The sequence below is a fragment of the Pseudodesulfovibrio aespoeensis Aspo-2 genome, assembly GCF_000176915.2.
GTDB classification, from domain to species: Bacteria; Desulfobacterota; Desulfovibrionia; order Desulfovibrionales; family Desulfovibrionaceae; genus Pseudodesulfovibrio; species Pseudodesulfovibrio aespoeensis.
Genome location: NC_014844.1, coordinates 2,445,069 through 2,471,132, shown reverse-complemented (window position 1 = coordinate 2,471,132; position 26,064 = coordinate 2,445,069). Strand labels below are relative to the sequence as shown.

Genomic DNA, 26,064 nt, shown 5'->3' with positions numbered 1-26,064 from the left:
CATGGTTAGCACCTTTTTACGCAGCGTCCGAATCCACGCGGCCGCTGTGGCCGACAGTGGGCAGCAAGTGCGCACACGACTTCCCGCCCCAACCATCAACCACTCATGCATGAGGGTACAATGGGTCAACTCAGAAAAAAATTCGGTAACATCGTCAACACGCTTCCCATCCCGCACCTGCTGGAGCTTCAGGTTGATTCCTACAAGCGGTTTCTCCAGCTGGGCACTCCGCCCGCCAGCCGTGGCGATTTCGGACTTGAGAGCGTGTTCCGGTCCGTGTTTCCCATTGAAGATTTCAACAAGACCGCCAGCCTTGATTTCGTCAAATATGAAATCGGTGAGCCAAAATACGACGTCGATGAGTGCATCTCCAAGGGTTTGACCTACGAGACGCCCATTCGTATAACTGTCCGTCTCGTAGTTTTTGACGTGGACGAAGAAACGGACAACCGCACCATTCGCGACATCAAGGAACAAGACATATACTTCGGCACGCTGCCGCTGATGACGGACAAGGGTACCTATGTCATCAACGGCACCGAGCGTGTCATCGTCAACCAGTTGCAGCGCTCTCCCGGCATCATCTTCGAGCACGATTCGGGCAAGTCCCATTCCAGCCGCAAGGTGCTGTACTCGAGCCGCATCATCCCGATGCGCGGCTCCTGGCTCGATTTCGACTTCGACCACAAGGACATCCTGTATGTCCGCATCGACCGCCGCCGCAAGATGCCCGCCACCATCCTGCTCAAGGCCATGGGGCTGTCGCGCTCGGACATTCTCGAATACTACTACGACATCGAATCATACACCCTGCTCAAGAGCAAGGTGCAGCGCTCCGTGGTGGCTGAGCAGTTCCGCAAGGAAATAGCCTTTGCCGACATCAAGGACGGCGATCAGATCCTGGTGGCCAAGGGCACGCCCGTCACCAGGGGCGCCTGGAAGAAGATCGTGCGCGCGGGCGTCAAGTCCGTCGAGATCGATCCCGACACCCTTGTGGGCCTGTTCCTGGCCGCAGACATCGTTGACAAGAACGGCGAGGTCATCGCCGAGGCCGCCGATGAGCTGACCCAGGACATGATCACCAGGATTCGCGAGGCCGGAATCAAGGAACTGAACGTGCTGCACACCCGCGGCCTCGACGTTTCCTCCTCCCTGCGCGACACCCTGCTGCTCGACAAAACCACAGACCTGGAGACCGCCCAGATCGAGATATATCGCCGTCTGCGGCCCAGTTCGCCGCCGACCCCGGAGATCGCGGCCAACTTCTTCGAGAACCTGTTCCGCAGCGCGGACTACTACGACCTCTCCAGCGTGGGCCGCTACAAGCTCAACTCGCGCCTGAACCAGGAGGTGGACCTCAACATCCGCACCCTGACCAACGAGGACATTCTCCTGGCCGTCAAGGAACTCCTTCGCCTGAAGGACTCCCATGGCCCGGCTGACGATATCGACCACCTGGGCAACCGCCGGGTGCGCCCCGTGGGCGAGCTGGTGGAGAACCAGTACCGCATCGGTCTTGTGCGCATGGAGCGCGCCATCAAGGAGCGCATGAGCCTCCAGGAAGTGGCCACCCTCATGCCCCACGACCTGATCAACCCCAAGCCGGTCGCGGCAGTGCTCAAGGAGTTCTTCGGAACATCCCAGCTCAGCCAGTTCATGGATCAGACCAACCCGCTCTCCGAGGTCACTCACAAGCGCCGTCTGTCCGCCCTGGGACCCGGTGGCCTGACCCGCGAGCGCGCGGGCTTTGAGGTGCGCGACGTGCACACCTCGCACTATGGCCGCATCTGCCCCATTGAGACGCCCGAAGGACCGAACATCGGTCTGATCGTCTCCCTGACCACCTACGCCAAGGTCAACGACTACGGATTCATTGAGACGCCGTACCGCATGGTCAGGAACAAGCAGGTCACGAGCGAGGTCCATTACATGGACGCCTCCAAGGAGGCCAAGGAAGTGGTGGCCCAGGCCAACGCACCCCTTGACGAGACCGGCACCTTTGTCAACCCGCGCGTCAACGCCCGCATCAGCGGCGACGTGCAGCTGACCCTGGCCGAAGAAGTGACCTGCATGGACATCAGCCCGAGCCAGACGGTTTCCATCTCCGCCGCGCTGATTCCCTTCCTGGAGCATGACGACGCCAACCGCGCGCTCATGGGCTCCAACATGATGCGTCAGGCCGTGCCCCTGCTCCAGGCTGAGCAGCCCCTGGTCGGCACCGACATGGAAGGCCCGGTCGCCCGCGACTCCGGGGCCTGTGTCCTGGCCGAAGAGGACGGCGTGGTCCACTTCGTCGATGCCGAGCGCGTCATCGTCAACTACGACAACGGGATCTACGGCAACTCGGGCGGTGCCAAGCACTACGAGTTCCAGAAATGGCACAAGTCCAACCAGAACTCCTGCTTTGGCCAGCGGCCCAGGGTCCAGGTGGGGCAGGTGATCAAGAAGGGCGACGTGCTCGCCGACGGCCCCGGCATCGAGGACGGCGAACTCGCCCTGGGCAAGAACCTGCTCGTGGCGTTCATGCCCTGGTGCGGTTTCAACTTCGAGGACTCCATCCTCATCTCCGAGCGCATGGTCAAGGAGGACGTCTTCACCTCGATCCACATCGAGGAATTCGAACTCGTCGCCCGTGACACCAAGCTTGGACCCGAGGAAGTGACTCGTGACATCTCCAACGTTTCCGAGGAGATGCTCAGGAACCTTGACGAGTGCGGCATCATCCGCATCGGCGCGCGCATCAAGCCCGACGACATCATGGTCGGCAAGATCACGCCCAAGGGCGAGACCCAGCTGACGCCTGAGGAAAAGCTCCTGCGCGCCATCTTCGGCGACAAGGCGCGCGATGTGAAGAACACGTCCCTCAAGGTGCCGCCGGGAATCTCCGGCACCATCGTCGACGTAAAGGTCTTCAACCGCCGCTCCGGCGACAAGGACGAGCGCACCAAGGCCATCGAGGACGCCGAGCTGGCGGCCTTTGACGCCAAGGAAATGAAACACATTGCGTCCCTGACCGACGCCACCCGGGAGAAGATCTGGGCCGCGGTCAAGGGCGAGACATACAAGAAGGATCTGGCCGGGAACAAGAAGGCCCTGCTCGGCAAGATCGGCGACGTGGTGGACCGCGAGGCCATCGACTCTGTGCCGGTCAAGAAGCTGCTGGGCATCTTTGACAAGGATCCCAACGAGCAGATCAAGATGATCATGGCCGACTATGATCAGCACATTCACTTCATCAAGAACCTCTACGACGTGAAGCGCGAGAAGGTGACCGAGGGCGACGACCTGCCGCCCGGCGTCATCAAGATGGTCAAGGTCTACGTGGCCGTGAAGCGCAAGCTCAGCGTGGGCGACAAGATGGCCGGACGCCATGGCAACAAGGGTGTTGTCTCGTCCATCCTGCCCGAAGAGGACATGCCGTTCTTCGAGGACGGCACGCCCATGGACATCGTGCTCAACCCCCTTGGCGTTCCCTCCCGTATGAACATCGGGCAGATCATGGAAACGCACCTGGGCATGGCGGGCCGCAAGCTCGGCGAGCAGCTCAATGCCATGTACGAGGAGAACGCCTTCAAGGACATGCGCAAGGATGTCAAGGGCTTCTTCGAGGACAAGGACATGGACATCCTCATCGATTCCCTGTCTGACGAGCAGCTTGTGGAGGCCATCAAGAAGGTCAGGAAGGGCATCGTCGCCAAGACCCCGGTCTTTGACGGCGCCAACGAGGAAGAGATCTGGGGCTGGCTGGAGAAGGCCGGACTCGCCGACGACGGCAAGTTCATCCTGTATGATGGCCGCACCGGCGAACCCTTCCACAGCCGTGTCACTGTGGGTGTCATGTACATCCTCAAGCTGCACCACCTGGTCGACGAGAAGATCCACGCCCGGTCCACCGGCCCTTACTCCCTGGTCACGCAGCAGCCCCTGGGCGGCAAGGCCCAGTTTGGCGGCCAGCGCCTGGGCGAGATGGAAGTCTGGGCCCTGGAGGCCTACGGAGCCGCCTATCTTCTGCAGGAGTTCCTCACCGTCAAGTCCGACGATGTGCAGGGCCGCGTGAAGATGTACGAGAAGATCGTCAAGGGCGACAACTTCCTGGAAGCCGGCCTGCCGGAATCCTTCAACGTCCTGGTCAAGGAACTCATGTCGCTGGGTCTGGATGTGACCCTGCACTATGAGGACCGCAAGCGTCAGTCCACTGCCCCGCAGCGGCCCTACATCGCTTAAGGCCGGACATTTTCGGTGATAAGCCCGGCCAGTCCTTTGACTGGCCGGGCATATGATAACTTTTTACTCTAGGGGATATCCATGACGTTGGACGATCTGTTCACCTTGCGTGGAGCGCCGAATGCCGCCGCCCAGGGGCGTAACCTGAAGGCTATCCAGATATCCATCGCCTCGCCCGAGACCATCAGAGAGTGGTCTTTTGGCGAAGTGAAAAAGCCGGAAACGATCAACTACCGCACCTTCAAGCCGGAGCGTGACGGCCTTTTCTGCGCCAAGATCTTCGGCCCGGTCAAGGACTATGAGTGCAACTGCGGCAAGTACAAGCGCATGAAGCATCGCGGAATCGTCTGCGAGAAGTGCGGCGTCGAGGTCATCGCCTCCAAGGTCCGCCGCGAGCGCATGGGCCACATCGAGCTGGCCGCGCCCGTTGCCCATATCTGGTTTTTGAAGACGCTGCCGTCCAAGATCGGCACGTTGCTCGACATCACCATGGCCGACCTTGAGAAGGTGCTCTACTTCGACTCCTTCATCGTGCTTGATCCGGGCGAGACCCCGCTCAAGAAGCATCAGGTGGTCAGCGAGGACCAGTACTTCCAGGTCATCGACCATTTTGGCGAAGACGCCCTGAAGGTCGGCATGGGCGCGGAAACTGTCCGCGTCATGCTGGAGGCCCTGGACCTGAGCGCGCTGCGCATCGAGCTGCGCGAAGAGTCGCAGTCCACCCGGTCGCAGACCAAGAAGAAGAAAATCACCAAGCGGCTGAAGATTGTCGAGGCCTTCCTCGAATCCGGCAACAAGCCTGAGTGGATGATCATGGAAGTGATTCCCATCATCCCGCCCGAGCTGCGCCCGCTGGTCCCCCTGGACGGTGGCCGTTTCGCCACCTCGGACCTCAACGACCTGTACCGCCGCGTCATCAACCGCAACAACCGCTTGAAGCGGCTGCTTGAGCTCGGTGCGCCCGAGATCATCATCCGCAACGAGAAGCGCATGTTGCAGGAAGCGGTGGACGCCCTGTTCGACAATGGTCGCCGTGGCCGCGCCATCACCGGCACCAATGGCCGCCCGCTCAAGTCGCTGTCCGACATGATCAAGGGCAAGCAGGGCCGGTTCCGCCAGAACCTGCTGGGCAAGCGCGTTGATTACTCTGGCCGTTCGGTCATCGTGGTCGGCCCCAAGCTCAAGCTGCATCAGTGCGGCCTGCCCAAGAAGATGGCCCTTGAGCTGTTCAAGCCGTTCATCTACGCCGAACTTGAGAAGCGCGAAATCGCCACCACCATCAAGTCGGCCAAGAAAATGGTCGAGCGCGAAGACCTGGTCGTCTGGGATATCCTGGAGGACGTGGTCCGCGAGTACCCGATCATGCTCAACCGCGCCCCGACCCTGCACCGCCTGGGCATCCAGGCCTTCGAGCCGCTGCTCGTCGAGGGCAAGGCCATCCAGTTGCATCCGCTGGTCTGCTCCGCCTACAACGCGGACTTCGACGGCGACCAGATGGCCGTGCACGTGCCGCTGTCGGTGGAGGCGCAGATCGAGTGCCGCGTGCTGATGATGTCCACCAACAACATCCTCAGCCCTTCCAACGGCTCGCCCATCATCAACCCTTCCCAGGACATCGTCCTCGGATTGTACTACCTGACCACGCCGCGCTCCTTCGAGCGGGGCGAGGGCATGATCTTCTCTGATCCCTCTGAGGTCATCTCCGCCCACGACCACGGGGTGGTGGGCCTGCATGCGCGCATCAAGGTGCGCATCGACGGCAAGATCGTGGAGACCACCACCGGGCGCATCATCGTCAGCGAGCTGCTGCCGGAGAAGATGCCCTTTGACATGGTCAACTGCGTGCTCAACAAGAAGAACATCGCCGCCCTGGTCACCGGAGCCTACCGTCTGGCAGGCACCAAGGCCACGGTCATCCTGTGCGACCGCATCAAGGACCTGGGCTACGAATACGCCACCCGCGCCGGTGTGACCATCGGCGTCAAGGACCTGAAGATTCCCGATGCCAAGGCCGGGCTGCTCGAGGCCGCCCACAACGAGGTCGAGGAGATCGAGAACCAGTTCCAGGACGGTATCATCACCAGGACCGAGAAATACAACAAGGTTGTTGACGTCTGGACCAAGACGACCAACGACATCTCCAATGAAATGATGCAGGAGATGAGCACCGACATCCTGACCGATCCCAAGACCGGCAGGACCGAGGTCAACTCCAGCTTCAACCCCATCTACATGATGGCCACCTCCGGCGCGCGAGGCAACCAGGACCAGATGCGCCAGCTGGCTGGCATGCGCGGCCTGATGGCCAAGCCCTCTGGCGAGATCATCGAGACGCCCATCACCGCGTCCTTCCGCGAGGGACTCTCGGTCCTCCAGTACTTCATCTCCACCCACGGCGCACGTAAGGGTCTGGCGGATACGGCACTCAAGACCGCCAACTCCGGTTACCTGACCCGCCGTCTGGTCGATGTCGTTCAGGATGTGACCGTGTCCGAGCTGGACTGCGGCACCGTGGACGGCCTGGAGCTGACCCACTACATCAAGGGCGGCGAGATCAAGGAGCGGCTGGCCGAGCGGGTCAAGGGCCGCGTGACCATGTTCCCGATCTACGACGAGGAGACCGGCGAAATGGTCATCCCCGCCAATACCATGATCGACGAGCACTACGCCGCCAAGCTCGACGCCACGGGCGTGAACTCCATCACCATGCGTTCGGGCCTGACCTGCAAGTCCAGGCAGGGCATCTGCGCCATGTGCTATGGACGCGATCTGGCCCGCGGGCATCTGGTCAACGTCGGTGAGACGGTCGGCATCATCGCCGCCCAGTCCATCGGCGAGCCGGGCACCCAGCTGACCATGCGCACCTTCCACATCGGTGGTACCGCGTCCAAGGAAATCGAATCCTCGTCCATCGAGTCGCAGCACCAGGGCCGCGTGGTCTGCTCGCGCATGCGCACGGTCGTCAACGCCGACGGACACAAGATGGTGCTCGGCAAGAGCTGCCAGGTGGGCATCGTGGACGAGCAGGGCCGCGAGCGCGAGAAATACGTGCTGCCGTCCGGCGCGCGTCTGCTGGTCGATGAGGGCCAGATGGTCAAGAAGGGCGCTCCCCTGGCCGAATGGGATCCGTACATGGAGCCGTTCATCGTCGATGCCTCCGGCATCATCAGCTTCACCGACATCATCGAAGGCAAGACCGTCCAGGAGGACCGCACCTCCAAGGCGTCCTATACCATCATGGAATACCGGACCACCAACTTCCGCCCGGCAGTGACCATCCTGGGCGAGAACGGCAGGCCCAAGAAGCGCGCGGGCACGGCCATCGACGCCACCTTCGCCATGCCTGTGGGCGCCATTCTCATGGTCAAGGACGGCGACACGGTGCGCTCGGGCGATGTCATCGCCCGCAAGCCGCGCGAATCGTCCAAGACCAAGGACATCGTCGGCGGTCTGCCGCGCGTTGCCGAGCTGTTCGAGGTGCGCAAGCCCAAGGACATGGGCGTTGTCACCTCCATCGACGGCATCGTCACCTTCGGCTCCGAGACCAAGGGCAAGCGCAAGGTCGTTGTCACTCCAGAGACCGGCGAGCCGAGGGAGTTCCTGATTCCCAAGGGCAAGCACATCACGGTCCAGGAGTCCGACTTTGTCGAGGCGGGCGACCTGCTGACCGAGGGCAGCCCCGAGCTGCACGACATCCTGCGCATCAAGGGCGAAAAGTATCTGGCCCGCTACCTCGTGGAGGAAATCCAGGACGTGTACCGGTTCCAGGGCGTCAGCATCAACGACAAGCACATTGAGATCATCGTCCGCCAGATGCTCAAGAAGGTGTCCATCCTTGAGCCGGGTTCGACCACCTTCCTCATCGGCGAACAGGTGGACAAGCTGCGGTTCATGGAAGAGAACGCCAAGATCATGGCCGAGGGCGGCACCCCGGCTGTGGCCGAGACGCTGGTGCTGGGCATCACCCAGGCTTCCTTGTCCACGGACTCGTTCATCTCCGCGGCCAGCTTCCAGGAGACGACCAAGGTGCTGACCGAGGCGTCGCTGCGGGGCAAGTGCGACCACCTGCGCGGCCTCAAGGAGAACGTCATCGTCGGCAGGCTGGTGCCTGCCGGCACCGGCTTCCGCCGGTACACCGAGGCCGGGATCATCGTGCCCGACCAGACCGAGCGGCCCGACAAGTTCCTGGAAGACATCGAGGCGAATCCGCTTCTGATCGAAATGGAATAAGGATTATAACATCGCTTTTGCGGTGTTCTGGATATGGGAAAGACTGGAGAGGCGCGGCCTCTCCAGCTCTTTTGGACAAAAAGGGATCGCGCTGCCACTGCCCGGCTCAGGCAAACCGCTTGACAAGGGCAGAGAATCTGGATTACTAGCGGTCCTCTTTGCGCATATTTGCGTGTGGTAATGAATTAACTATTGATTCGGAGGATGAATGCCCACCATCAACCAGTTGATCCGCAAGGCGCGTGTAGCGCAGCCCAAGCGGAAAAAGACCCCGGCCCTGCAGGAATGCCCGCAGCGTCGCGGAGTCTGCACCAGGGTGTACACAACGACCCCGAAGAAGCCGAACTCCGCGCTTCGCAAGGTCGCCCGTGTCCGCCTGACCAACGGCATCGAAGTCACCGCCTACATCGGCGGCGAAGGCCATAACCTGCAGGAACACTCCGTGGTTCTGATCCGTGGCGGCCGCGTCAAGGACTTGCCCGGTGTGCGTTACCACATCGTTCGCGGTTCCCTTGACACCTCCGGTGTCGATGATCGCCGCCGCGGTCGTTCCAAGTACGGCACCAAGCGCCCGAAATAGGTTGACGCTTTTTTCCTAATGCCCGGGGTGGGACGACAAAGTAGGGCAGAGGCTGCCCCAAATAATGTTCCCCCGGCCACAAACCAAGGAGTCTAGAAATGCCTCGTAAAGGTCCTGTCACCAGGCGACAGATCCTGCCGGATCCCGTATACGGCAGCAAGCTCATCACTCGCTTCATCAACCGTCTCATGTTTGACGGCAAGAAGAGCACTGCGGAAAGAATTTTCTACAAGGCGATTGAATCGTTGGCCAACAAGACCAACGAAGATGCGTTGCGCGCCTTCGAGAAGTGCCTGGAAAACGTCCGCCCGTCGGTGGAGGTCAAGTCCCGCCGTGTCGGTGGCGCCACCTACCAGGTGCCCATGGAGGTCCGGCCCGACCGCCAGACCGCGCTGGCCATCCGCTGGATGATCAGCTACTCGCGTGGCCGCGGCGAGAAGGGCATGGTCGCCCGCCTGTCTGGCGAGCTGCTCGACGCCTTCAACAACCGTGGGGGCGCCGTCAAGAAACGGGAAGACACCCACAAGATGGCCGAAGCCAACAAAGCCTTCGCCCACTACCGCTGGTAGACCCGGAGTATCACTGTGCCAAGACAGGTTCCCAGAAAAATGCAGCGCAACATCGGTATCATGGCCCACATTGATGCGGGAAAAACCACGACCACCGAGCGCATTCTGTTTTACACCGGCGTTTCCCACAAGATCGGCGAGGTCCATGACGGCGAAGCCACCATGGACTGGATGGTTCAGGAGCAGGAGCGCGGCATCACCATCACTTCCGCCGCCACCACCTGCTTCTGGCGTGACTATCGCATCAATATCATCGACACGCCCGGTCACGTTGATTTCACCATGGAAGTCGAGCGCGCCCTGCGCGTGCTTGATGGTGCCGTGGCTGTTTTCGACTCCGTGGCAGGCGTCGAGCCCCAGTCCGAGACTGTCTGGCGTCAGGCCGATCGGTACCGCGTTCCGCGTATGGCCTTTGTCAACAAGATGGATCGCATCGGTGCCGATTTCTACCGCTGCGTGTCCATGATGAAGACCCGACTCAATGCCAAGGCTGTCCCCGTGCAGATTCCCATCGGCGCGGAGGACAAGTTCGAAGGCGTGGTCGATCTGATCGAGGGCAAGGCCTACATCTATGATCAGAAGGATCAGGGCACCAGCTACATCACCACCGAGGTTCCTGAAGATTTGCAGGACCAGTACGAGCTGATGCGTGCCGAGATGATTGAGGCCATTGCCGAAGAGGACGAGACGCTGCTCGACAGGTTCATGAGCGACGAGGAGCTGACCGCCGCCGAGATCCGTGAGGGTGTGCGCAAGGCCACCACGTCCCTGTCCATCTGCCCGGTGCTGTGCGGCACCGCCTTCCGCAACAAAGGCGTGCAGCAGTTGCTGGACGCGATTGTGGACTACATGCCGTCACCGCTGGACATCGAGGTGATGAAGGGCATCGACCCCAACACCGGCAACGAGATCGAGTGCCCCTGCGACGACGACAAGCCGCTCGCCGCCCTGGCTTTCAAGCTCATGACCGACCCCTTTGTCGGCCACCTGACCTTCCTGCGCCTCTACTCGGGCCACATCGAGAGCGGTGCCACCTTCATGAATGGTGCCACCGGCAAGAAGGAACGCATCGGACGACTGTTGAAGATGCACGCCAACAAGCGTGAAGAGATAAAAGAGGCATACGCAGGCGACATCGTCGCTGCCGTCGGCCTCAAGAACCTGGCCACCGGCGACACCTTGTCTGACCTCAAGCAGGCTGTGGTGCTCGAATCTCTGGATATTCCGGAGCCGGTTATCGAAGTGGCCATTGAGCCCAAGACCAAGGCCGACCGCGACAACCTGTCCAACTCCCTTGTCAAGCTTGCCAAGGAGGATCCGTCCTTCCGCGTCAAGACCGACGAGGAAACCGGACAGACCCTGATCGCCGGAATGGGTGAGTTGCATCTCGAGATCATCGTTGACCGCCTCCTGCGGGAGTTCAACGTCAACGCCAACGTGGGCGCGCCCCGCGTTGCCTATCGCGAGACCATTTCCGCGCCGAACAAGGCTGATGTCAAGCACGCCAAGCAGTCGGGTGGCCGCGGCCAGTACGGCCACGTTGTCATCGAGGTCGAGCCCAACCCCGAGAAGGGCTACGAGTTCGAGGACGAGATCAAGGGCGGAGTCATTCCCAAGGAATATATCCCCGCCATTGACAAGGGCATCAAGGATGCGCTCAAGAACGGCATCGTCGCCGGGTTCCCGGTGGTCGATGTCAAGGTCAAGCTGGTTTTCGGCTCGTTTCACGAGGTCGATTCCAGCGAGCAGGCGTTCTACGTTGCCGGTTCCATGGCCGTCAAACAGGCGTGCAGGGGTGCCAAGCCGGTGTTGCTTGAGCCCATCATGTCGGTTGAAGTGGTCACGCCTGAGGAGTACCTCGGCGATGTCATGGGCGACCTCAATGGCCGCCGTGGCCGCGTGAGCGAGATGGAAGCGCGTCCGGGCGTGCAGGTGGTGCGTTCCTACGTCCCGCTTTCCGAGATGTTCGGATATGCCACGGACCTCCGTTCCAAGACTCAGGGCCGGGCAACGTTTACCATGCAGTTCAATCACTACGAGAAGGTGCCCAACAGCTTGGCCGAAGAGTTGATGAGCAAGAAAGATTAACGACGAGCCAGGATTTTCCCTTCGCTTGACAGAAGCATCGAGTTGAGAGTAATCAACCCGACCGCTGCGAAATTGCGCGCCCTCATTTTTCGGGCGCGGGCGAAGATAAATCCTTTGAGGAGAAAGCACTATGGCTGCTTCGATGGCGAGCGATCGCATCAGAATCAAACTGAGATCATACGATTACCGTATTCTTGACAAGGCAGTGAACGAGATCGTCGACACTGCCCGGAATACCGGTGCGGCAATTGCCGGCCCCGTGCCCTTGCCCACCGACATGCATCGTACCACTGTTCAGAAGTCTGTTCACGTTGACAAGAAGTCCCGTGAGCAGTTCGAAATTCGCATTCACAAGCGTCTTCTGGACATTCTTGAACCCACTCAGCAGACCGTCGACGCCCTGGGCAAGCTCTCGCTTCCCGCCGGTGTGGATGTCGAAATCAAGCTCTAGGAGTAACCGCTATGCCTAAGATGCTTGGAATACTTGGTAAAAAGCTGGGAATGACCCGTATCTTCAAGGAAGACGGCAGCGTTTGCTGCGTCACCGTTATTGAAGCGGGGCCGTGCCCGGTCATGCAGATCAAGACGCAGGATAAGGAAGGCTACAACGCCCTGCAGCTCGGCTATGACACCATCGCCGAACGCAAGGTCAACAAGCCCTTGAAAGGCCACATGGCCAAGGCCGGCAAGGACATGTACCGCCACCTCAGGGAATTCCCCCTGGAAGGTGTTGATGGGTACGAGCTTGGCCAGGAAATCACCGTCGACATCTTTTCGGCGGGCGAAAAGGTCAAGGTTACCGGCACCAGCAAGGGTAAGGGTTTCCAGGGCGTCATGAAGCGTCACAATTTCTCCGGCTCCCGCGCGTCCCACGGCGCCGAGAAGGTGCATCGCGTTCCCGGCTCTGTCGGTAACGCCACCTATCCCGGTCGCGTCTGGAAGAACAAGAAGATGCCCGGCCAGATGGGCAACGCGCGTGTGACCTTGAGCAACGTGGAAATCGTCGACGTAAGGCCCGAGGACAATGTCCTGGTGGTGAAGGGCCAAGTGCCCGGACCCAACAACGGCTTCGTGATGATCCGCAAGAACGGTTAGCCGAGGCTGGAGGTATACGTCATGGCAAAATTACAAGTTGTAGATCAGAATAATCAGAAAGTGGGCGATATAGAGCTGGCCCCTGAGGTCTTCGAGGTTGAAATTCAGCCCGAGATCCTCAACCTGGTGGTCCGCGCCCAACGCGCTGCAAAGCGTAGCGGCACCCACGCCACCAAGACCCGCGGCATGAAGAGCGGCGGCGGACGCAAGCCCTGGCGTCAGAAAGGCACTGGTCGCGCTCGCGCCGGTTCCTCGCGCTCGCCCCTGTGGCGCGGCGGTGCGGTCCTGTTTGGCCCGCAGCCCCGCGACTACTCGTTCAAAGTCAACAAGAAGATCCGCAAGCTGGCCCTGCAGATGGCTCTGTCCTCCCGTGTCGCCGAAGACAAGGTGACGGTGGTCAAGTCCATCGATCTCGCCGAGATCAAGACCAAGGCCTTTGCGGCTGTTGTCGAGAAGCTCGGACTCGGCAAGACCCTGATCGTCTTAAAGGACGCCGACCTCAACCTGGCCCTTTCCGCCAGGAACGTGCCCGGCATCAAGGTCATCGAGGCCGACAAGCTGAATGTTTACGACGTGCTGCTGTATCCCGAACTGGTGATGTTCGAGGCCGCCGCCCAAGACGTTCAAGAGAGGTTGAAATAGTCATGGATTATTCCAAGATTTTGCTCAAGCCCGTTGTCTCCGAGAAGGCCAACGAAGCCAAGGAGCAGTCCAATCACGTCTCTTTTTACGTCCACCCCGATTCCAACAAGATCGAGGTGAAGAAGGCCGTCGAGGCAGCCTTTGGCGTCAAAGTCGAGTCTGTGAACATCGTCAGAAAACAAGCCATGCCGCGCAAGAAGTTTGGCCGCGTCACCGGGCGTATCCCCGGTTACAAGAAGGCCTACGTCAAGCTTGCCGCTGGCGACAAGATCGAAATCTTCGAGGGAGTGTAACTCATGGCAACCCGTAAGCTGAAGCCTACTTCTCCGGGCCGCCGGTTCCAGACGATCTCCGATTTCGCGGAGATCACCCGGACCACTCCCGAGAAGTCGCTGACCAAAGGTCTGACCAAGAAGGCTGGCCGCAACAACAATGGTCGTATCACCGCGCGCCGTCGCGGCGGAGGGCACAAGACGCTGTACCGTATCGTTGATTTCAAGCGCAACAAGCTTGGCGTTCCCGCCAAGGTCGCCGAGATCGAGTACGATCCGAACCGCAGCGCCCGCATCGCGCTCCTGCACTACGCGGACGGTGAGAAGCGGTATATCCTGGCTCCCGTGGGCCTCAACCAGGGTGATACCATCCTGGCGGGCGAAGGCGCCGACATCAAGCCCGGCAACGCCATGCAGCTTCAGATGGTGCCCACCGGTACCATCGTGCACAACATCGAGCTGCACCCCGGTCGTGGCGGCCAGTTCTGCCGCGCCGCTGGCACCTATGCCCAGCTCATCGCCAAGGAAGGCAAATACGCCCTGCTGCGTATGCCGTCCGGCGAAGTGCGCAAGGTGCTGGCCGCATGCTGCGCCACGGTCGGTCAGGTCGGCAACATTCATCACGAGAATATCAAGATCGGCAAGGCTGGCCGCAATCGCTGGCTTGGCCGTCGTCCGAAGGTCCGTGGTGTGGCCATGAACCCCGTCGATCACCCGCTGGGTGGTGGCGAGGGCCGCAGTTCAGGCGGACGCCATCCGGTGTCCCCGTGGGGTGTCCCGGCCAAGGGTTACAAGACCCGCAACAAGAAGAAGGCTTCTGCGAAGCTTATCGTCAAACGCCGCGGACAGAAGTAGGAGTATAAGTAATGCCAAGATCTCTTAAGAAGGGCCCGTTTCTCGACGGCCACCTGATAAAGAAAGTCCAAGTGGCTGGCGAAAATCAGGATCGCCGCGTGATCAAGACCTGGTCGCGCCGCTCCACGATCATCCCCGAGATGGTCGGCATGACCTTCGCCGTCCACAATGGCCGCAAGTTCATCCCGGTGTTCGTGACCGAGAATATGGTCGGCCACAAACTCGGCGAGTTCTCGCCCACCCGCACCTACTTCGGCCATGCCGCCGACAAGAAGAAGTAGGGGGAGACCATAATGGAAGCCAAAGCAGTCGCCAAATACATTCGCGTGTCTCCGCGCAAGACCCGCATCGTTGCCGAGAACATCAAGGGCAAGGGCGTCGAGGATGCCCTGAACATTCTGAGGTTCACCCCGAAGAAGGCCGCCAAGATCCTCAGCAAGGTGCTCTTCTCCGCTATTTCCAATGCGGAGCAGATGCCCGGAGTGGACGTGGACTCCCTGATCGTCGATACGGTCATGGTCAATGAAGGACCGAGCTGGAAACGTATCCAGCCGCGCGCCATGGGCCGCGCCTACCGCATCAGGAAGCGCACGAGCCATATTACCATCGTAGTGAAGGAAATGTAGTTATGGGACAGAAAGTACATCCTTACGGTTTTCGTCTGGGGTATAACAAGAACTGGCTGTCCCGCTGGTACAGCAAAAAGGATTATCCTGCCTTTGTTCTGCAGGACGATCAGATTCGCAAGTTCGTCAAGAAAAAGCTCTTTCAGGCCGGCATTGCGCGGCTTGAGATCGAGCGCGCCGGCGGAAAGATCCGTCTGATCATCCACACTGCGCGTCCGGGAATTGTCATCGGTCGCAAAGGTGTAGAGATAGAGAAGTTGCGTGATGAATTGCGCAACAAGTATCAAACTGAATTCACCATTGAGGTCAACGAGATCCGTCGACCGGAGGTTGAAGCTCAGCTCGTAGCTGAGAGTATTGCCCAGCAGCTCGAACGCAGAATTGCCTTCCGCCGTGCCATGAAGCGTACGGTGGGCCTTGCCAGGAAATTCGGCGCCGAGGGTATCAAAGTCGCGTGTGCAGGCCGCCTTGCCGGGGCCGAAATCGCGCGTGGCGAATGGTACCGTGATGGGCGTGTGCCGCTGCACACTCTTCGTGCCGACATCGACTACGGTTTTGCCGAGGCTCACACGACCTACGGCGTCATCGGTGTCAAGGTCTGGATCTTCAAGGGTGAGATTCTGGACAAAGAGGTGGAACAGTAATGCTTGCTCCAAAAAGAGTGAAATTCAGAAAGCGGCAGAAGTGCCGCAACAGAGGCAAGGCCCAACGGGGTAACAGTGTGTCCTTCGGCGATATCGGGCTGAAGGCATTGGAGCACGGAAAGATCACCAGCCAGCAGATTGAATCCGCTCGTGTCGCCATCATGCGTCACATCAAGCGCGGTGGTAAGGTCTGGATACGCATCTTCCCGGATGTCCCCGTCACCTCCAAGCCCGCGGAAGTCCGCATGGGCAAGGGTAAAGGCGCCCCCGACGGTTGGGTTGCGCCGGTGAGACCGGGCCGTATCATGTACGAAGTCAAAGGCGTCGACATCGCACTGGCCAAGGAGGCTCTCAAGCGCGCTTCCTACAAGCTGCCGATCAAGACGTGCATCGTTGTGAAGGAGGGTCTGTAAGATGACTTCCAAGGAACTTCGTGAACTGAATGACGCCAAGCTGACCGAAAAGCTGACCGAATCCCGCAAGGATTTGTTCGGCATGCGTTTCAAGCACGCCACCGCGCAGCTTGAGAACACCCGGCAGCTGAGCGGCGTCAAAAAGACCATCGCGCGTATCCTGACTATCCAGCAGGAACGACAGGGAGCGTAAACAATGGCTGAGTTCAAACACACAGGCAACAGGCGAGTGCTTACCGGCCTGGTCGTTTCCGACAAGGGAGACAAGACCATTGTCGTCCGCGTCGAGACCCTGGTCAAGCATCCGCTGCTGAAGAAGTACATCCGCCGCCGCAAAAAGTTCATGGCCCATGATCCGGCCAACGACTGCGGTGTTGGCGACAAGGTGCAGATTGTCGAATCGAGGCCCATGAGCCGCCGCAAGCGGTGGCACCTGGTTCAGATCCTCGAAAAGGCCGTCTAGGGTTAGGAGGAAATACCATGATACAGGTTGAATCCAACCTCGACGTCGCTGACAATTCCGGGGCCAAAAGGGTCGCGTGCATCAAAGTGCTCGGCGGTTCCAAGCGCCGCTATGCCAGCGTCGGCGATATTATTGTAGTGTCCGTCAAAGAGGCCATGCCCCATTCCAAAGTGAAGAAGGGCGCGGTCATGAAGGCGGTGGTAGTTCGGACCAAGAAGGAAGTCGGTCGTTCCGACGGCTCTTTCATCAAGTTCGACAGCAATTCCGCTGTGCTGCTCAACAACAACGGCGAGCCCGTGGGTACCCGAATTTTCGGACCTGTGGCCCGCGAGCTGCGTGCAGCCGGCTTCATGAAGATCGTTTCCCTCGCTCCCGAGGTCCTGTAAGGGGATATGCAGATGAAGACCAAGATACGTAAAGACGACAAGGTCATGGTCATCGCCGGGAAGGACAAGGGGAAGATCGGCAAGGTGCTCAAGATTCTGCCCAAGAAGGACACCGTCCTGGTTGAGAAAGTCAACATGGTCCAGCGTCACACCAAAGCCAATCCCTATGCCCAGCAGCCCGGCGGGATTATTGAGAAGGAAGCCCCGATCCATGTATCCAATGTGGCTGTGGTGTGCGATGCGTGCACCAAGCCCACGCGGATCGGGTACAAAAAGACCGAAGACGGCAAGAAGATTCGTTTCTGCAAGAAATGCAACGAAATCTTCAAGTAAGGTGTACCTATGACTCGTCTGGAAAAAGTATATGCTGAAAAGGTAGTCCCTGAACTCCTCAAGGAGTTTGGCTACAGTTCCTCCATGGAGATCCCGAAACTCTCGAAGATCTCCCTGAACATCGGCCTGGGTGCGGCGAGCCAGAACAGCAAGCTCATCGAACCCGCCGTGGAAGAGCTGACCGCCATCGCAGGGCAGAAGGCCGTGGTGACCAAGGCCAAGAAGTCCATCGCTCAGTTCAAGTTGCGCGAGGGCATGCCCATCGGTACCCGCGTCACGCTGCGCGGCGACGCCATGTGGGACTTCTATGACAGGCTCGTGAGCTTCGCGCTGCCCCGTGTCCGCGACTTTCGCGGCGTTCCCGACCGCGGTTTCGACGGTCGCGGCAACTTCACCATGGGCATCAAGGAACACACCATATTCCCCGAGCTTGACATCGACAGAGTTGAGTTGGTCAAGGGCATGAACGTGACTGTGTGCACCACCGCCAAGACGGACAAGGAAGGCAAGATGCTTCTCGACCTCCTTGGCATGCCCTTCAAAAAGTAGGAGGACGGAAAGTGGCCAAAACAAGCATACGCGTTAAGGCACGCCGCAAACCCAAGTTCAAGGTTCGCGCATACAATCGGTGCCCGATTTGTGGCCGTCCTCGGGCTTTTTTGAGGCGCTACGGCCTCTGCCGTATCTGCTTCCGCAACAAGGCTCTCGCTGGCGAACTCCCTGGTGTTCGCAAGGCGAGCTGGTAATCAAGGAGAATCGAAATGGCTGTTGTTGATCCTGTAGCCGACATGTTGACCCGCATTCGGAACGCCTACGGCGCGCACCACTCCGGTGTCGTTGTTCCGCTTTCCAAGATGAAAACATCCATTGCGGGTATTTTGAAGCAAGAAGGGTATATCGCCGACTACGCTGTCGAGAACAGGGACATCAGTATTACCCTCAAATACGCAGACGGGAAACCGCTTGTCACTGGCCTGAAAAGGGTCAGCAAGCCCGGTCGCCGCGTATATGTTGGTGCTTCTGACATCCCCCGCGTGCAGAATGGCGTCGGTATTTGTATCGTGTCCACCTCCAAGGGGTTGCTCGAAGGCGCCAAGGCCAAAGAGGCCAACGTCGGCGGCGAACTGCTGTGTGAAATCTGGTAGTGAGGTTCCAAAATGTCTCGTATAGGAAAAAATCCCATCGAAATACCTTCGGGTGTTGAGGTGTCTGTTGGAGCCTCCGAGATCCAGGTCAAGGGTCCCAAAGGAACCTTGAGCACTGCGGTCCATCCGACCGTGGCGTACAAGATCGAGGACGGCAAGGTCGTCGTCAACCGCGTTGACGATTCCCGCGAGGCCCGTGCACAGCACGGCCTGCGCAGGTCATTGCTGGCCAATTGCGTCGAGGGTGTCTCCAAGGGCTTTGAAAAAGGGCTTGAGGTTATCGGCGTCGGCTACAAGGTGTCCGTGCAGGGCCCCAAGGTCGTTTTGAACGTCGGCTTCTCTCATCCGGTCGAGTTCGACCTGCCCGCCGGGATCGAGGGCCGTGTGGAGGGGAGCAAGCTCCTTCTCCAGGGCATCGACAAGCAGCTCCTCGGTGAAGTAGCGGCGCGAATCCGCCGTGTGCGTCCGCCGGAACCCTACAAGGGCAAGGGCATCAAGTATATCGACGAAGTTATCCGCCGCAAGGCTGGTAAGTCCGGCGCGAAGTAGGGGGATGAGCCATGAGTAAAAGCAAAAATGATCAGCGGCTTCTGCGCAAGCCCCGCATCAGGAAAAAAGTCTCCGGTACGCAAGAGCGGCCCCGTCTGGTCGTCTTCCGCTCCAACCAGCATCTTTATGCTCAGTTGGTGGATGATGTCACCGGCGCCACTCTCGCCTCGTCCAGCACCCAGGTGCTGAACAGGGCGGGCGAGACACTGAAGGCCAACAAGGACTCCGCAGCCAAGGTGGGCAAGGACATTGCCGCCAAGGCGCTCGAAAAGCAGATCGAGTCCGTTGTCTTCGACCGGAATGGGTATATCTACCACGGCAAGGTCAAAGCTCTTGCCGACGGAGCCCGCGAAGGCGGGCTTAAATTCTAGGCAGCCAGGAAAGTACAATGGAACAAAATGAAAGTGGACTGATCGAAAAAATCGTCTACCTCAATCGCGTCGCCAAGGTTGTCAAAGGTGGCCGCCGTTTCAGCTTTAGCTGCCTGGTGGTCGTCGGTGACGGTGAAGGTGGAGTCGGCTATGGACTGGGCAAGGCCAACGAAGTGCCCGAGGCCATCCGCAAGGCATCCGAGCGGGCCAGGAAGAACATGATTACCGTTCCGCTGCTGGACGGCACCCTGCCTTACGAGGTTCTGGGCCGTTACGGAGCTGGCCGCGTCATGCTCAAACCCGCCAGCCGCGGTACCGGTATCATTGCCGGCGGCCCGGTTCGCGCCATCATGGAGGCAGTTGGTGTCCACGATATCCTGACCAAGGCCATCGGCACCAACAATCCGCACAACGTGCTGCGTGCCACTATCGCCGGTCTTGAGTCCCTGCGTAGCGCCGAGAGTGTTTCCGCCATGCGCGGCGTCTTGGTGTCCACGCCGAGAAAGTAAAGGAGATCGACGTGTTGAAAGTTAAATTGATCAAAAGCAGAATCGCGGTCAAGCCCAGCTTGGTCAAGACCCTTGATTCCCTGGGCCTGCGCAGGATCCGGCAGGAAAAGACCCATGAGGACAATCCGGTCATCAGGGGTATGATCTATAAGGTGAGACACCTGGTGGAGGTAACCGAGTCATGAGACTTCATGAACTGTATCCGTTCCCGGAAGAGAGAAAGAACCGCAAGCGCTTAGGCCGCGGCTCCGGCTCCGGCACCGGCAAGACCGCCGGCAAGGGCCACAAGGGTCAGAACGCCCGTTCGGGCGGCGGCGTGCGCCCCGGCTTCGAGGGCGGTCAGATGCCCCTTGCCCGGCGCCTGCCCAAGCGCGGTTTCAAGAACCTTTTCCGCGAGGAATATGAAGTCGTCAACATTGGCCGTTTGCTGGCCATGTTCGACGGCAAGGACGAGATCACCCTGGCCGACATGTACGAGCGCGGCGTCGTCAAGAACGGCGCGGCAGTCAAGATCCTGGCCACGGGCGAGGTCGACAAGGCCGTGACCGTCGAAGCGCACCGCTTCAGCGCGTCCGCAGCAGAAAAGATTGCCAAGGCCGGCGGCAACGCCAAGGCCGTCGAGGCATAACTCATAGACTATCGGAAGGGTTATTGTGGCGATGTCAGGAGTTGAGAACCTTGCCCGGGTGCCAGAGCTGAAGAAAAAGCTGCTCTGGACGTTCGCTTTGCTTGCTGTCTACCGGATGGGCATTCACATCCCGATTCCCGGCGTCGACAGTGCGGCGTTGGCGGATTTTTTCGCCAATGCGCAGAATACCCTCTTCGGAATATTCGACATGTTCTCGGGCGGCGGGCTTTCCAATATGTCCATCTTCGCCCTGGGGATCATGCCGTACATCTCGGCTTCGATCATCCTCCAGCTTCTGACAGTCGTTTCGCCCGAGCTGAAACGACTGCAGAAGGAGGAGGGCGAGGCTGGGCGCAAGAAGATCACCCAGTACACCCGGTATCTGACCGTGCTCATCACCGTGGTGCAGGGCTTTGCCATCGCCGCCGGACTTGAGAGCGCGTCCAGCCCCACCGGGGCGCCCATGGTGCTGATTCCCGGCATTGGCTTCAAGCTCATGACCATCCTCACCCTGACCGCCGGCACCGTCTTCTTGATGTGGCTTGGTGAGCAGATGACCGAGAAGGGCATCGGCAACGGCATCTCCATGATCATCTATGCCGGTATCGTGGCCGGGCTTCCCGCCGCTGCCATCAACACCGTGCAGTTGATGACCCTTGGCGAGATCTCGCTGTTCATCCTCCTGTTCATCCTGGTCTTCATGGTGGCCACCCTGGGCTTCATCGTCTTCATGGAGCGCGGCCAGCGCAGGATACCCATCCACTACGCCAAGCGGCAGATGGGGCGCAGGATGTTCGGCGGACAGACCACACATCTGCCGCTCAAGATCAACACCGCGGGCGTCATTCCGCCGATCTTCGCGTCGTCCATTCTGATGTTCCCGGCCACGCTGGCGCAGTTTTCCAGCGTGCAGTGGCTCCAGGACTTCTCGTCCTTTCTGAGCCCGGATTCCATAATCTACAACCTGCTGTTCATCGGCATCATCATCTTCTTCTGCTACTTCTACACGGCGATCATGTTCGATCCCAAGGGAATAGCGGAGAACATCCAGAAGCAGGGCGGCTTCATCCCGGGCATCCGTCCGGGCGCGCGCACCCGCGAGTACATCGACAAGGTGCTGGCCCGCATCACCCTGTGGGGCGCCTTCTATGTGTCCGCGGTCTGCGTTCTGCCGATGCTGCTGATCTCGAACTTCGGCGTGCCCTTCTACTTCGGCGGCACCTCGCTGCTGATCGTGGTCGGTGTGGCCATGGACTTCATGGGGCGGATCGAGTCCTATCTGATTTCGCGTCAGTACGAGGGCTTGCTCGGCAAGGCTGGCAAGGGAAGATAGTCTTGAAGAAATTCAGGGGAATCTTCCTCAAGAATGAGAAGGAGATTGGCCTCATGCGCGAGGCCAATCGCATTGTCTCCCTGATTCTCGACGAGTTGGGAGAGAACGTCAAACCAGGCGTTCCGACCATGCTCTTCGAGGAGATATGCCGGGCCAGGTGCGAAGAGCACGGGGTTCGCCCGGCGTTCCTGGGCTATCAGGGATTCCCCTTTGCCCTGTGTTGTTCTGTGAATGAGGAGATCGTACACGGCTTTCCCTCGCGGGAGCGCATCCTGGTCGAAGGCGACATAGTCAGCTTCGACATGGGCGTGGTGTACGAGGGTTTTTTCGGGGATTCCGCCCGCACCTGCGCGGTGGGGACTGTCTCCGCAGAGGCCAGAAAGCTCATGGACATAACCCGTGAGTCGCTTAACATAGGTATCGAACAGGCCGTGCCTGGCAACAACCTCTATGACATTTCCGCGGCAATCCAGTCATATGTTGAAGGGTTCGGCTTCGGTATAGTCCGTCGATTTGTCGGACACGGGATCGGAAGCCATCTCCATGAGAAGCCCGAGATCCCCAACTTCGTCCCCAAGGGCATGGCCGGTATCCCTCTCAAAGCCGGCATGGTGCTCGCCATTGAGCCGATGGTCACAGTTGGGAGCCACGAAGTTGAAGTCCTTGAGGACAAATGGACCGCGGTGACCAAGGACAGGAAGCTGTCCGCGCATTTCGAGCACACCGTGGCCATCACCTCCGATGGACCCAGGATCCTGAGTTTGTCCGACTAGCCTTTAAGGGGTGTGATTCGGGCTTGCTCTTTATATCGAAACGCTGTATTAATCGCAGCTTCGTTTTCAATGGCCAGCCCCCACTGGGGCTTAGGCATTATGTTTATTAAGACAGTCTGGAGTCGGTCATGAAAGTCAGACCTTCTGTTAAGAAAATGTGTTCCAAGTGCAAAATCATCAGGCGCAACGGCGTGCTTCGGGTCATTTGTGAGAATCCCCGGCACAAGCAGCGTCAAGGATAAAGGGTAATAACTATGGCACGTATAGCTGGTGTTGATCTGCCGAGAAACAAGCGCATGGACATTGCGCTGACATACATTTACGGCATCGGCCGGACCATGGCCCTGCAGATTCTCGATACCGTCAAAGTTGACTGGCAAAAGAACTCTGATGATCTTTCCGCCGACGAAGTCAACGTCATCCGTACCGAGATCGAAAACAACCACAAGGTCGAGGGCGACCTGCGTCGTGATATCACGAGCAACATCAAGCGCTTGATGGACATTGGCAGCTATCGCGGCCTGCGCCATCGTCGCGGTCTTCCCGTTCGCGGGCAGAAAACCAAGACCAACGCCCGTACCCGCAAGGGTCCCCGCCGCTCGGTCATGGGCCGCAAGAAGAAATAGCGCCGGTACGAATGAATATGGCGCGTGCGTCTCTGCGTGAGCCGCAATCGCGTTTTTAATGACTTTTATTCAACGGAGATCAAGGCAATGGCTAAACCCCGTCGATCTGGGAAAAAGAAAGAGAAGAAGATCATTCCCGTTGGCATCGCACACGTCAAAGCCACGTTCAACAACACGATCGTGACTTTCACCGATGTCAAGGGCAATGTCGTCAGCTGGGCTTCTGCAGGCGCTCACTTCAAGGGCTCCCGCAAGTCCACTCCTTTCGCGGCGCAGATGGCCGCGGAATCTGCGGCCAAACGGGCTCAGGATTCCGGCATGCGCACCGTCGGCATTTACGTCAAGGGCCCCGGCTCCGGACGTGAGGCCGCCATGCGCGCCATCAGCAACGCAGGCTTCAAGGTGACCTTCATTCGGGATATCACACCGATTCCCCATAATGGTTGCCGTCCGCCCAAACGCCGCAGGGTCTAATGAAGGAGATGAATCGTGGCTAGATATACTGAAGCAAAATGCAAGCTGTGCCGCCGTGAGGGGACCAAGCTGTTCCTCAAGGGCGATCGCTGCTACACCGATAAATGCGCGTACGAGAAGCGTCCCTACCCTCCGGGACACGCCGGACGCATGCGCCACAAGATGAGCGACTACGCCGTCCAGCTTCGCGAGAAGCAGAAGGTCCGCCGCATGTACGGCATCCTCGAAGGCCAGTTCCGCGCCTACTACGAGCGCGCCGACGGCATGAAGGGCGTGACCGGTCACAACCTGTTGATGCTCCTCGAGCGTCGCCTCGACAACGTGATCTTCCGCCTCGGCTTTGCCAACTCCCGCGACCAGGCCCGCCAGCTGGTGCGTCATGGCATCTTTCAGCTCAATGGCCGCCGGGTGAACGTCCCGTCCATGCAGGTCAAGGCTGAGGATGTCATCCAGGTCCGCGAGGAAGCCCGCAAGATCCCCGTGATCAATGAGGCCCAGGAAGTCATCGCACGCCGTGGCTGCCCCGACTGGCTTGAGTCCGACGGCGCCAACTTCAAGGGCACGGTTAAGGCCATGCCGAGCCGGGACAATATCCAGTTCCCGATCAACGAGCAGCTGATTGTTGAATTGTACTCCAAGTAAATAGGGGACTTCATGCTTATTGAGAACGGCGACAAACTCATCAACACCCGCAACTGGAGTGAACTGGTAAAACCCGAGAAGCTGATGCGCGACGGCAAGTCGAACATCAGATACGGGAAGTTCATTTGCGAACCCCTTGAGCGCGGCTATGCCACCACCATTGGCAACGCCATGCGCCGGGTTCTTCTTTCCTCTATGCAGGGGTGTGCCATTGTTGCCGCCTCCATAGAGGGAGTGCAGCACGAGTTCACGACGCTGCCGGGTGTTCTCGAAGACATGACGGAGGTTGTGCTGAACCTGAAGCAGGTCCGCATTGCCATGACCACCGACGAGCCCCAGAGACTGGTCCTTGAAGCCGATAAGAAGGGTCAGGTCATTGCCGGCATGATCCAGGAGAATCAGAACGTCAGAATTCTGAACACCGATCAGCTGATAGCCACTCTGACCGAGGACCGTCCCCTGAAGATGGAGCTCGAAGTGCGCATGGGCAAGGGCTATGTGCCTGCGGACATGCACGAAGGTTTGACCGAGGAGATCGGCGCCGTTATTCTGGATGCCAGCTACTCTCCGGTCAAGAAGGTCGCGTACTCCGTGGAGCAGGCTCGTGTCGGCCAGATGACCAACTATGACAAACTCATCCTCGAAGTGTGGACCGACGGATCGGTCACCCCTGAGGATGCCTGTGCATACAGCGCCAAGATCCTCAAGGACCAGTTGTCCGTGTTCATCAATTTTGATGAACTTTCCTCCGAGACCATGGAGGAAGTGGACAGCTCCATTGACCTGAACCCGAATCTCTTCAAGAGCATTGATGAACTCGAACTTTCCGTTCGGGCCACCAACTGCCTGAAGGCGGCCAACATCCAACTGGTTGGCGAATTGGTTCAGCGCACCGAGCAGGCCATGCTCAAGACCAAGAATTTTGGTCGCAAGTCTCTGGACGAAATCCGTCGCGTCCTGGATTCCATGAGCCTCAAATTCGGCATGGGTGTCGAGGATTTTGACAAGAAATACCAGGAATGGTTGAAGAGGAAAGAGAAAAATGAGGCATAGAAAGTCCGGGTGCAAGCTCAATCGGGACAGTGCTCACCGCACCGCCATGTTCAAGAACATGGCCCGTGCGCTTTTGACCTACGAGCAAATTCGCACCACTGAAGTCAAGGCCAAGGAACTGCGTCGCGTTGTCGACAAGCTCATCACCCTGGCTCTTCGCGACGACCTGCACTGCCGCCGCCAGGCCTACAAGGTCCTGGGCAGCCATCAGCTTGTGCAGCGTCTCTTTGACGAGATCGGCCCCCGTTTTGAGGGCGGCCAGGGTGGATATACCCGCATCGTCAAGCTCTCCCAACCCCGTACCGGCGACTGCGCCCCCATGGTCATCATCGAGCTGACCAAGAAGGCCGCAGACGCTCCCGTCAAGGCGGAGGAGAAGGGGACGTCCCCTGAGAAGGAAACCTCCAAGAAGGCAGCCGCGAAAGCCCCTGCCAAGAAGAAGGCCGAGGAACCGGCTGACAAGGCGGAGCAGGCCCCTGCCGCGGCGCCTGATGAATCCGGGACCACGAAGGAAGCCTAAGTCAGTCTCAAAGGGCAGGTC

34 protein-coding genes are annotated in these 26,064 nt (G+C 59.2%); all 34 read left to right on the top strand.

Annotation, left to right across the window (positions count from 1 at the left end):
• Nucleotides 1-120 precede the first annotated feature (120 nt).
• The 34 genes from rpoB (at nt 121) to rplQ (ending at nt 26,043) form a co-directional block, all read left to right on the top strand.
• Nucleotides 121-4,224 (top strand): DNA-directed RNA polymerase subunit beta, encoded by a 4,104-nt coding sequence (rpoB, locus tag DAES_RS11390; protein WP_013515178.1) that lies wholly within the window; start codon nt 121-123, stop codon nt 4,222-4,224.
• 81 nt (nt 4,225-4,305) lie between these two features.
• The gene (gene rpoC / locus DAES_RS11385) at nt 4,306-8,454 is read left to right on the top strand and encodes a DNA-directed RNA polymerase subunit beta' (protein WP_013515177.1); all 4,149 of its coding nucleotides are present in this window, start codon (nt 4,306-4,308) and stop codon (nt 8,452-8,454) included.
• Between the two features lie 208 nt (nt 8,455-8,662).
• The gene (gene rpsL / locus DAES_RS11380; RefSeq protein ID WP_013515176.1) at nt 8,663-9,034 is read left to right on the top strand and encodes a 30S ribosomal protein S12; all 372 of its coding nucleotides are present in this window, start codon (nt 8,663-8,665) and stop codon (nt 9,032-9,034) included.
• Between the two features lie 98 nt (nt 9,035-9,132).
• On the top strand, nt 9,133-9,603 hold the full coding sequence (gene rpsG, locus DAES_RS11375; protein WP_013515175.1) for a 30S ribosomal protein S7: 471 nt from the start codon (nt 9,133-9,135) through the stop codon (nt 9,601-9,603).
• 15 nt (nt 9,604-9,618) lie between these two features.
• Entirely contained in the window at nt 9,619-11,691 is a 2,073-nt protein-coding gene (fusA, locus tag DAES_RS11370) for an elongation factor G (RefSeq protein ID WP_041271423.1), read from the top strand.
• Between the two features lie 130 nt (nt 11,692-11,821).
• On the top strand, nt 11,822-12,142 hold the full coding sequence (rpsJ, locus tag DAES_RS11365; RefSeq protein WP_013515173.1) for a 30S ribosomal protein S10: 321 nt from the start codon (nt 11,822-11,824) through the stop codon (nt 12,140-12,142).
• 11 nt (nt 12,143-12,153) lie between these two features.
• Nucleotides 12,154-12,786, top strand: coding sequence for a 50S ribosomal protein L3 (gene rplC / locus DAES_RS11360; protein WP_013515172.1), 633 nt, complete (start codon nt 12,154-12,156; stop codon nt 12,784-12,786).
• Nucleotides 12,787-12,807: 21 nt separating this feature from the next.
• Complete coding sequence (rplD, locus tag DAES_RS11355; protein ID WP_013515171.1) at nt 12,808-13,428, top strand: 50S ribosomal protein L4; 621 nt, start codon at nt 12,808-12,810, stop codon at nt 13,426-13,428.
• Nucleotides 13,429-13,430: 2 nt separating this feature from the next.
• Nucleotides 13,431-13,721: a 50S ribosomal protein L23 gene (gene rplW / locus DAES_RS11350; RefSeq protein ID WP_013515170.1), complete on the top strand. Its 291-nt coding sequence runs from the start codon at nt 13,431-13,433 to the stop codon at nt 13,719-13,721.
• Between the two features lie 3 nt (nt 13,722-13,724).
• Nucleotides 13,725-14,555: a 50S ribosomal protein L2 gene (gene rplB / locus DAES_RS11345; protein WP_013515169.1), complete on the top strand. Its 831-nt coding sequence runs from the start codon at nt 13,725-13,727 to the stop codon at nt 14,553-14,555.
• 11 nt (nt 14,556-14,566) lie between these two features.
• The gene (rpsS, locus tag DAES_RS11340) at nt 14,567-14,836 is read left to right on the top strand and encodes a 30S ribosomal protein S19 (protein ID WP_013515168.1); all 270 of its coding nucleotides are present in this window, start codon (nt 14,567-14,569) and stop codon (nt 14,834-14,836) included.
• A 12-nt stretch (nt 14,837-14,848) separates the two neighbouring features.
• Nucleotides 14,849-15,181 (top strand): 50S ribosomal protein L22, encoded by a 333-nt coding sequence (gene rplV, locus DAES_RS11335; protein ID WP_013515167.1) that lies wholly within the window; start codon nt 14,849-14,851, stop codon nt 15,179-15,181.
• A gap of 2 nt (nt 15,182-15,183) precedes the next feature.
• The gene (gene rpsC, locus DAES_RS11330) at nt 15,184-15,825 is read left to right on the top strand and encodes a 30S ribosomal protein S3 (protein ID WP_013515166.1); all 642 of its coding nucleotides are present in this window, start codon (nt 15,184-15,186) and stop codon (nt 15,823-15,825) included.
• A complete protein-coding gene (gene rplP, locus DAES_RS11325) occupies nt 15,825-16,238 on the top strand; it encodes a 50S ribosomal protein L16 (RefSeq protein WP_013515165.1) in 414 nt (137 codons plus the stop codon). Before rpsC ends, rplP begins: the two co-directional genes overlap by 1 nt.
• Before the next feature lies 1 nt (nt 16,239).
• A complete protein-coding gene (gene rpmC, locus DAES_RS11320) occupies nt 16,240-16,431 on the top strand; it encodes a 50S ribosomal protein L29 (protein WP_013515164.1) in 192 nt (63 codons plus the stop codon).
• Between the two features lie 3 nt (nt 16,432-16,434).
• Nucleotides 16,435-16,701 (top strand): 30S ribosomal protein S17, encoded by a 267-nt coding sequence (gene rpsQ, locus DAES_RS11315; RefSeq protein ID WP_013515163.1) that lies wholly within the window; start codon nt 16,435-16,437, stop codon nt 16,699-16,701.
• Nucleotides 16,702-16,718: 17 nt separating this feature from the next.
• Entirely contained in the window at nt 16,719-17,087 is a 369-nt protein-coding gene (gene rplN, locus DAES_RS11310; protein ID WP_013515162.1) for a 50S ribosomal protein L14, read from the top strand.
• Nucleotides 17,088-17,099: 12 nt separating this feature from the next.
• Nucleotides 17,100-17,420 carry a 50S ribosomal protein L24 gene (rplX, locus tag DAES_RS11305; protein ID WP_013515161.1) on the top strand — a complete coding sequence of 107 codons (321 nt, stop codon included), beginning with the start codon at nt 17,100-17,102 and terminating at the stop codon, nt 17,418-17,420.
• Between the two features lie 9 nt (nt 17,421-17,429).
• Nucleotides 17,430-17,969 (top strand): 50S ribosomal protein L5, encoded by a 540-nt coding sequence (gene rplE, locus DAES_RS11300; RefSeq protein ID WP_013515160.1) that lies wholly within the window; start codon nt 17,430-17,432, stop codon nt 17,967-17,969.
• A gap of 11 nt (nt 17,970-17,980) precedes the next feature.
• The gene (locus tag DAES_RS17365) at nt 17,981-18,166 is read left to right on the top strand and encodes a type Z 30S ribosomal protein S14 (protein ID WP_013515159.1); all 186 of its coding nucleotides are present in this window, start codon (nt 17,981-17,983) and stop codon (nt 18,164-18,166) included.
• A gap of 15 nt (nt 18,167-18,181) precedes the next feature.
• The gene (gene rpsH / locus DAES_RS11295) at nt 18,182-18,565 is read left to right on the top strand and encodes a 30S ribosomal protein S8 (protein ID WP_013515158.1); all 384 of its coding nucleotides are present in this window, start codon (nt 18,182-18,184) and stop codon (nt 18,563-18,565) included.
• 12 nt (nt 18,566-18,577) lie between these two features.
• The gene (gene rplF, locus DAES_RS11290) at nt 18,578-19,114 is read left to right on the top strand and encodes a 50S ribosomal protein L6 (RefSeq protein WP_013515157.1); all 537 of its coding nucleotides are present in this window, start codon (nt 18,578-18,580) and stop codon (nt 19,112-19,114) included.
• A gap of 11 nt (nt 19,115-19,125) precedes the next feature.
• Nucleotides 19,126-19,485, top strand: coding sequence for a 50S ribosomal protein L18 (gene rplR, locus DAES_RS11285; RefSeq protein WP_013515156.1), 360 nt, complete (start codon nt 19,126-19,128; stop codon nt 19,483-19,485).
• Between the two features lie 17 nt (nt 19,486-19,502).
• A complete protein-coding gene (gene rpsE, locus DAES_RS11280; protein ID WP_013515155.1) occupies nt 19,503-19,994 on the top strand; it encodes a 30S ribosomal protein S5 in 492 nt (163 codons plus the stop codon).
• Nucleotides 19,995-20,005: 11 nt separating this feature from the next.
• Complete coding sequence (gene rpmD / locus DAES_RS11275; RefSeq protein WP_013515154.1) at nt 20,006-20,179, top strand: 50S ribosomal protein L30; 174 nt, start codon at nt 20,006-20,008, stop codon at nt 20,177-20,179.
• The gene (gene rplO / locus DAES_RS11270; RefSeq protein WP_013515153.1) at nt 20,176-20,622 is read left to right on the top strand and encodes a 50S ribosomal protein L15; all 447 of its coding nucleotides are present in this window, start codon (nt 20,176-20,178) and stop codon (nt 20,620-20,622) included. Before rpmD ends, rplO begins: the two co-directional genes overlap by 4 nt.
• A gap of 25 nt (nt 20,623-20,647) precedes the next feature.
• Complete coding sequence (gene secY / locus DAES_RS11265) at nt 20,648-21,955, top strand: preprotein translocase subunit SecY (protein WP_173358456.1); 1,308 nt, start codon at nt 20,648-20,650, stop codon at nt 21,953-21,955.
• A gap of 2 nt (nt 21,956-21,957) precedes the next feature.
• Nucleotides 21,958-22,728 carry a type I methionyl aminopeptidase gene (gene map, locus DAES_RS11260; RefSeq protein WP_013515151.1) on the top strand — a complete coding sequence of 257 codons (771 nt, stop codon included), beginning with the start codon at nt 21,958-21,960 and terminating at the stop codon, nt 22,726-22,728.
• Between the two features lie 128 nt (nt 22,729-22,856).
• The gene (rpmJ, locus tag DAES_RS17360) at nt 22,857-22,970 is read left to right on the top strand and encodes a 50S ribosomal protein L36 (RefSeq protein WP_013515150.1); all 114 of its coding nucleotides are present in this window, start codon (nt 22,857-22,859) and stop codon (nt 22,968-22,970) included.
• Between the two features lie 12 nt (nt 22,971-22,982).
• A complete protein-coding gene (gene rpsM / locus DAES_RS11255; protein WP_013515149.1) occupies nt 22,983-23,354 on the top strand; it encodes a 30S ribosomal protein S13 in 372 nt (123 codons plus the stop codon).
• A gap of 87 nt (nt 23,355-23,441) precedes the next feature.
• Nucleotides 23,442-23,828 carry a 30S ribosomal protein S11 gene (gene rpsK / locus DAES_RS11250; protein WP_013515148.1) on the top strand — a complete coding sequence of 129 codons (387 nt, stop codon included), beginning with the start codon at nt 23,442-23,444 and terminating at the stop codon, nt 23,826-23,828.
• A 15-nt stretch (nt 23,829-23,843) separates the two neighbouring features.
• Nucleotides 23,844-24,470 (top strand): 30S ribosomal protein S4, encoded by a 627-nt coding sequence (rpsD, locus tag DAES_RS11245; RefSeq protein WP_013515147.1) that lies wholly within the window; start codon nt 23,844-23,846, stop codon nt 24,468-24,470.
• A 12-nt stretch (nt 24,471-24,482) separates the two neighbouring features.
• On the top strand, nt 24,483-25,523 hold the full coding sequence (locus DAES_RS11240; RefSeq protein WP_013515146.1) for a DNA-directed RNA polymerase subunit alpha: 1,041 nt from the start codon (nt 24,483-24,485) through the stop codon (nt 25,521-25,523).
• Nucleotides 25,513-26,043, top strand: a complete 531-nt coding sequence (rplQ, locus tag DAES_RS11235; protein WP_013515145.1) for a 50S ribosomal protein L17 — start codon at nt 25,513-25,515, stop codon at nt 26,041-26,043. Before DAES_RS11240 ends, rplQ begins: the two co-directional genes overlap by 11 nt.
• Nucleotides 26,044-26,064 lie beyond the last annotated feature (21 nt).

Coding starts and splice junctions, on each gene's coding strand:
- rpoB (WP_013515178.1), top strand. CDS start 121: ATGGGTCAACTCAGAAAAAAATTCGGTAACATCGTCAACACGCTTCCC.
- rpoC (WP_013515177.1), top strand. CDS start 4,306: ATGACGTTGGACGATCTGTTCACCTTGCGTGGAGCGCCGAATGCCGCC.
- rpsL (WP_013515176.1), top strand. CDS start 8,663: ATGCCCACCATCAACCAGTTGATCCGCAAGGCGCGTGTAGCGCAGCCC.
- rpsG (WP_013515175.1), top strand. CDS start 9,133: ATGCCTCGTAAAGGTCCTGTCACCAGGCGACAGATCCTGCCGGATCCC.
- rpsJ (WP_013515173.1), top strand. CDS start 11,822: ATGGCTGCTTCGATGGCGAGCGATCGCATCAGAATCAAACTGAGATCA.
- rplC (WP_013515172.1), top strand. CDS start 12,154: ATGCCTAAGATGCTTGGAATACTTGGTAAAAAGCTGGGAATGACCCGT.
- rplD (WP_013515171.1), top strand. CDS start 12,808: ATGGCAAAATTACAAGTTGTAGATCAGAATAATCAGAAAGTGGGCGAT.
- rplW (WP_013515170.1), top strand. CDS start 13,431: ATGGATTATTCCAAGATTTTGCTCAAGCCCGTTGTCTCCGAGAAGGCC.
- rplB (WP_013515169.1), top strand. CDS start 13,725: ATGGCAACCCGTAAGCTGAAGCCTACTTCTCCGGGCCGCCGGTTCCAG.
- rpsS (WP_013515168.1), top strand. CDS start 14,567: ATGCCAAGATCTCTTAAGAAGGGCCCGTTTCTCGACGGCCACCTGATA.
- rplV (WP_013515167.1), top strand. CDS start 14,849: ATGGAAGCCAAAGCAGTCGCCAAATACATTCGCGTGTCTCCGCGCAAG.
- rpsC (WP_013515166.1), top strand. CDS start 15,184: ATGGGACAGAAAGTACATCCTTACGGTTTTCGTCTGGGGTATAACAAG.
- rplP (WP_013515165.1), top strand. CDS start 15,825: ATGCTTGCTCCAAAAAGAGTGAAATTCAGAAAGCGGCAGAAGTGCCGC.
- rpmC (WP_013515164.1), top strand. CDS start 16,240: ATGACTTCCAAGGAACTTCGTGAACTGAATGACGCCAAGCTGACCGAA.
- rpsQ (WP_013515163.1), top strand. CDS start 16,435: ATGGCTGAGTTCAAACACACAGGCAACAGGCGAGTGCTTACCGGCCTG.
- rplN (WP_013515162.1), top strand. CDS start 16,719: ATGATACAGGTTGAATCCAACCTCGACGTCGCTGACAATTCCGGGGCC.
- rplX (WP_013515161.1), top strand. CDS start 17,100: ATGAAGACCAAGATACGTAAAGACGACAAGGTCATGGTCATCGCCGGG.
- rplE (WP_013515160.1), top strand. CDS start 17,430: ATGACTCGTCTGGAAAAAGTATATGCTGAAAAGGTAGTCCCTGAACTC.
- rpsH (WP_013515158.1), top strand. CDS start 18,182: ATGGCTGTTGTTGATCCTGTAGCCGACATGTTGACCCGCATTCGGAAC.
- rplF (WP_013515157.1), top strand. CDS start 18,578: ATGTCTCGTATAGGAAAAAATCCCATCGAAATACCTTCGGGTGTTGAG.
- rplR (WP_013515156.1), top strand. CDS start 19,126: ATGAGTAAAAGCAAAAATGATCAGCGGCTTCTGCGCAAGCCCCGCATC.
- rpsE (WP_013515155.1), top strand. CDS start 19,503: ATGGAACAAAATGAAAGTGGACTGATCGAAAAAATCGTCTACCTCAAT.
- rplO (WP_013515153.1), top strand. CDS start 20,176: ATGAGACTTCATGAACTGTATCCGTTCCCGGAAGAGAGAAAGAACCGC.
- rpmJ (WP_013515150.1), top strand. CDS start 22,857: ATGAAAGTCAGACCTTCTGTTAAGAAAATGTGTTCCAAGTGCAAAATC.
- rpsM (WP_013515149.1), top strand. CDS start 22,983: ATGGCACGTATAGCTGGTGTTGATCTGCCGAGAAACAAGCGCATGGAC.
- rpsK (WP_013515148.1), top strand. CDS start 23,442: ATGGCTAAACCCCGTCGATCTGGGAAAAAGAAAGAGAAGAAGATCATT.
- DAES_RS11240 (WP_013515146.1), top strand. CDS start 24,483: ATGCTTATTGAGAACGGCGACAAACTCATCAACACCCGCAACTGGAGT.
- rplQ (WP_013515145.1), top strand. CDS start 25,513: ATGAGGCATAGAAAGTCCGGGTGCAAGCTCAATCGGGACAGTGCTCAC.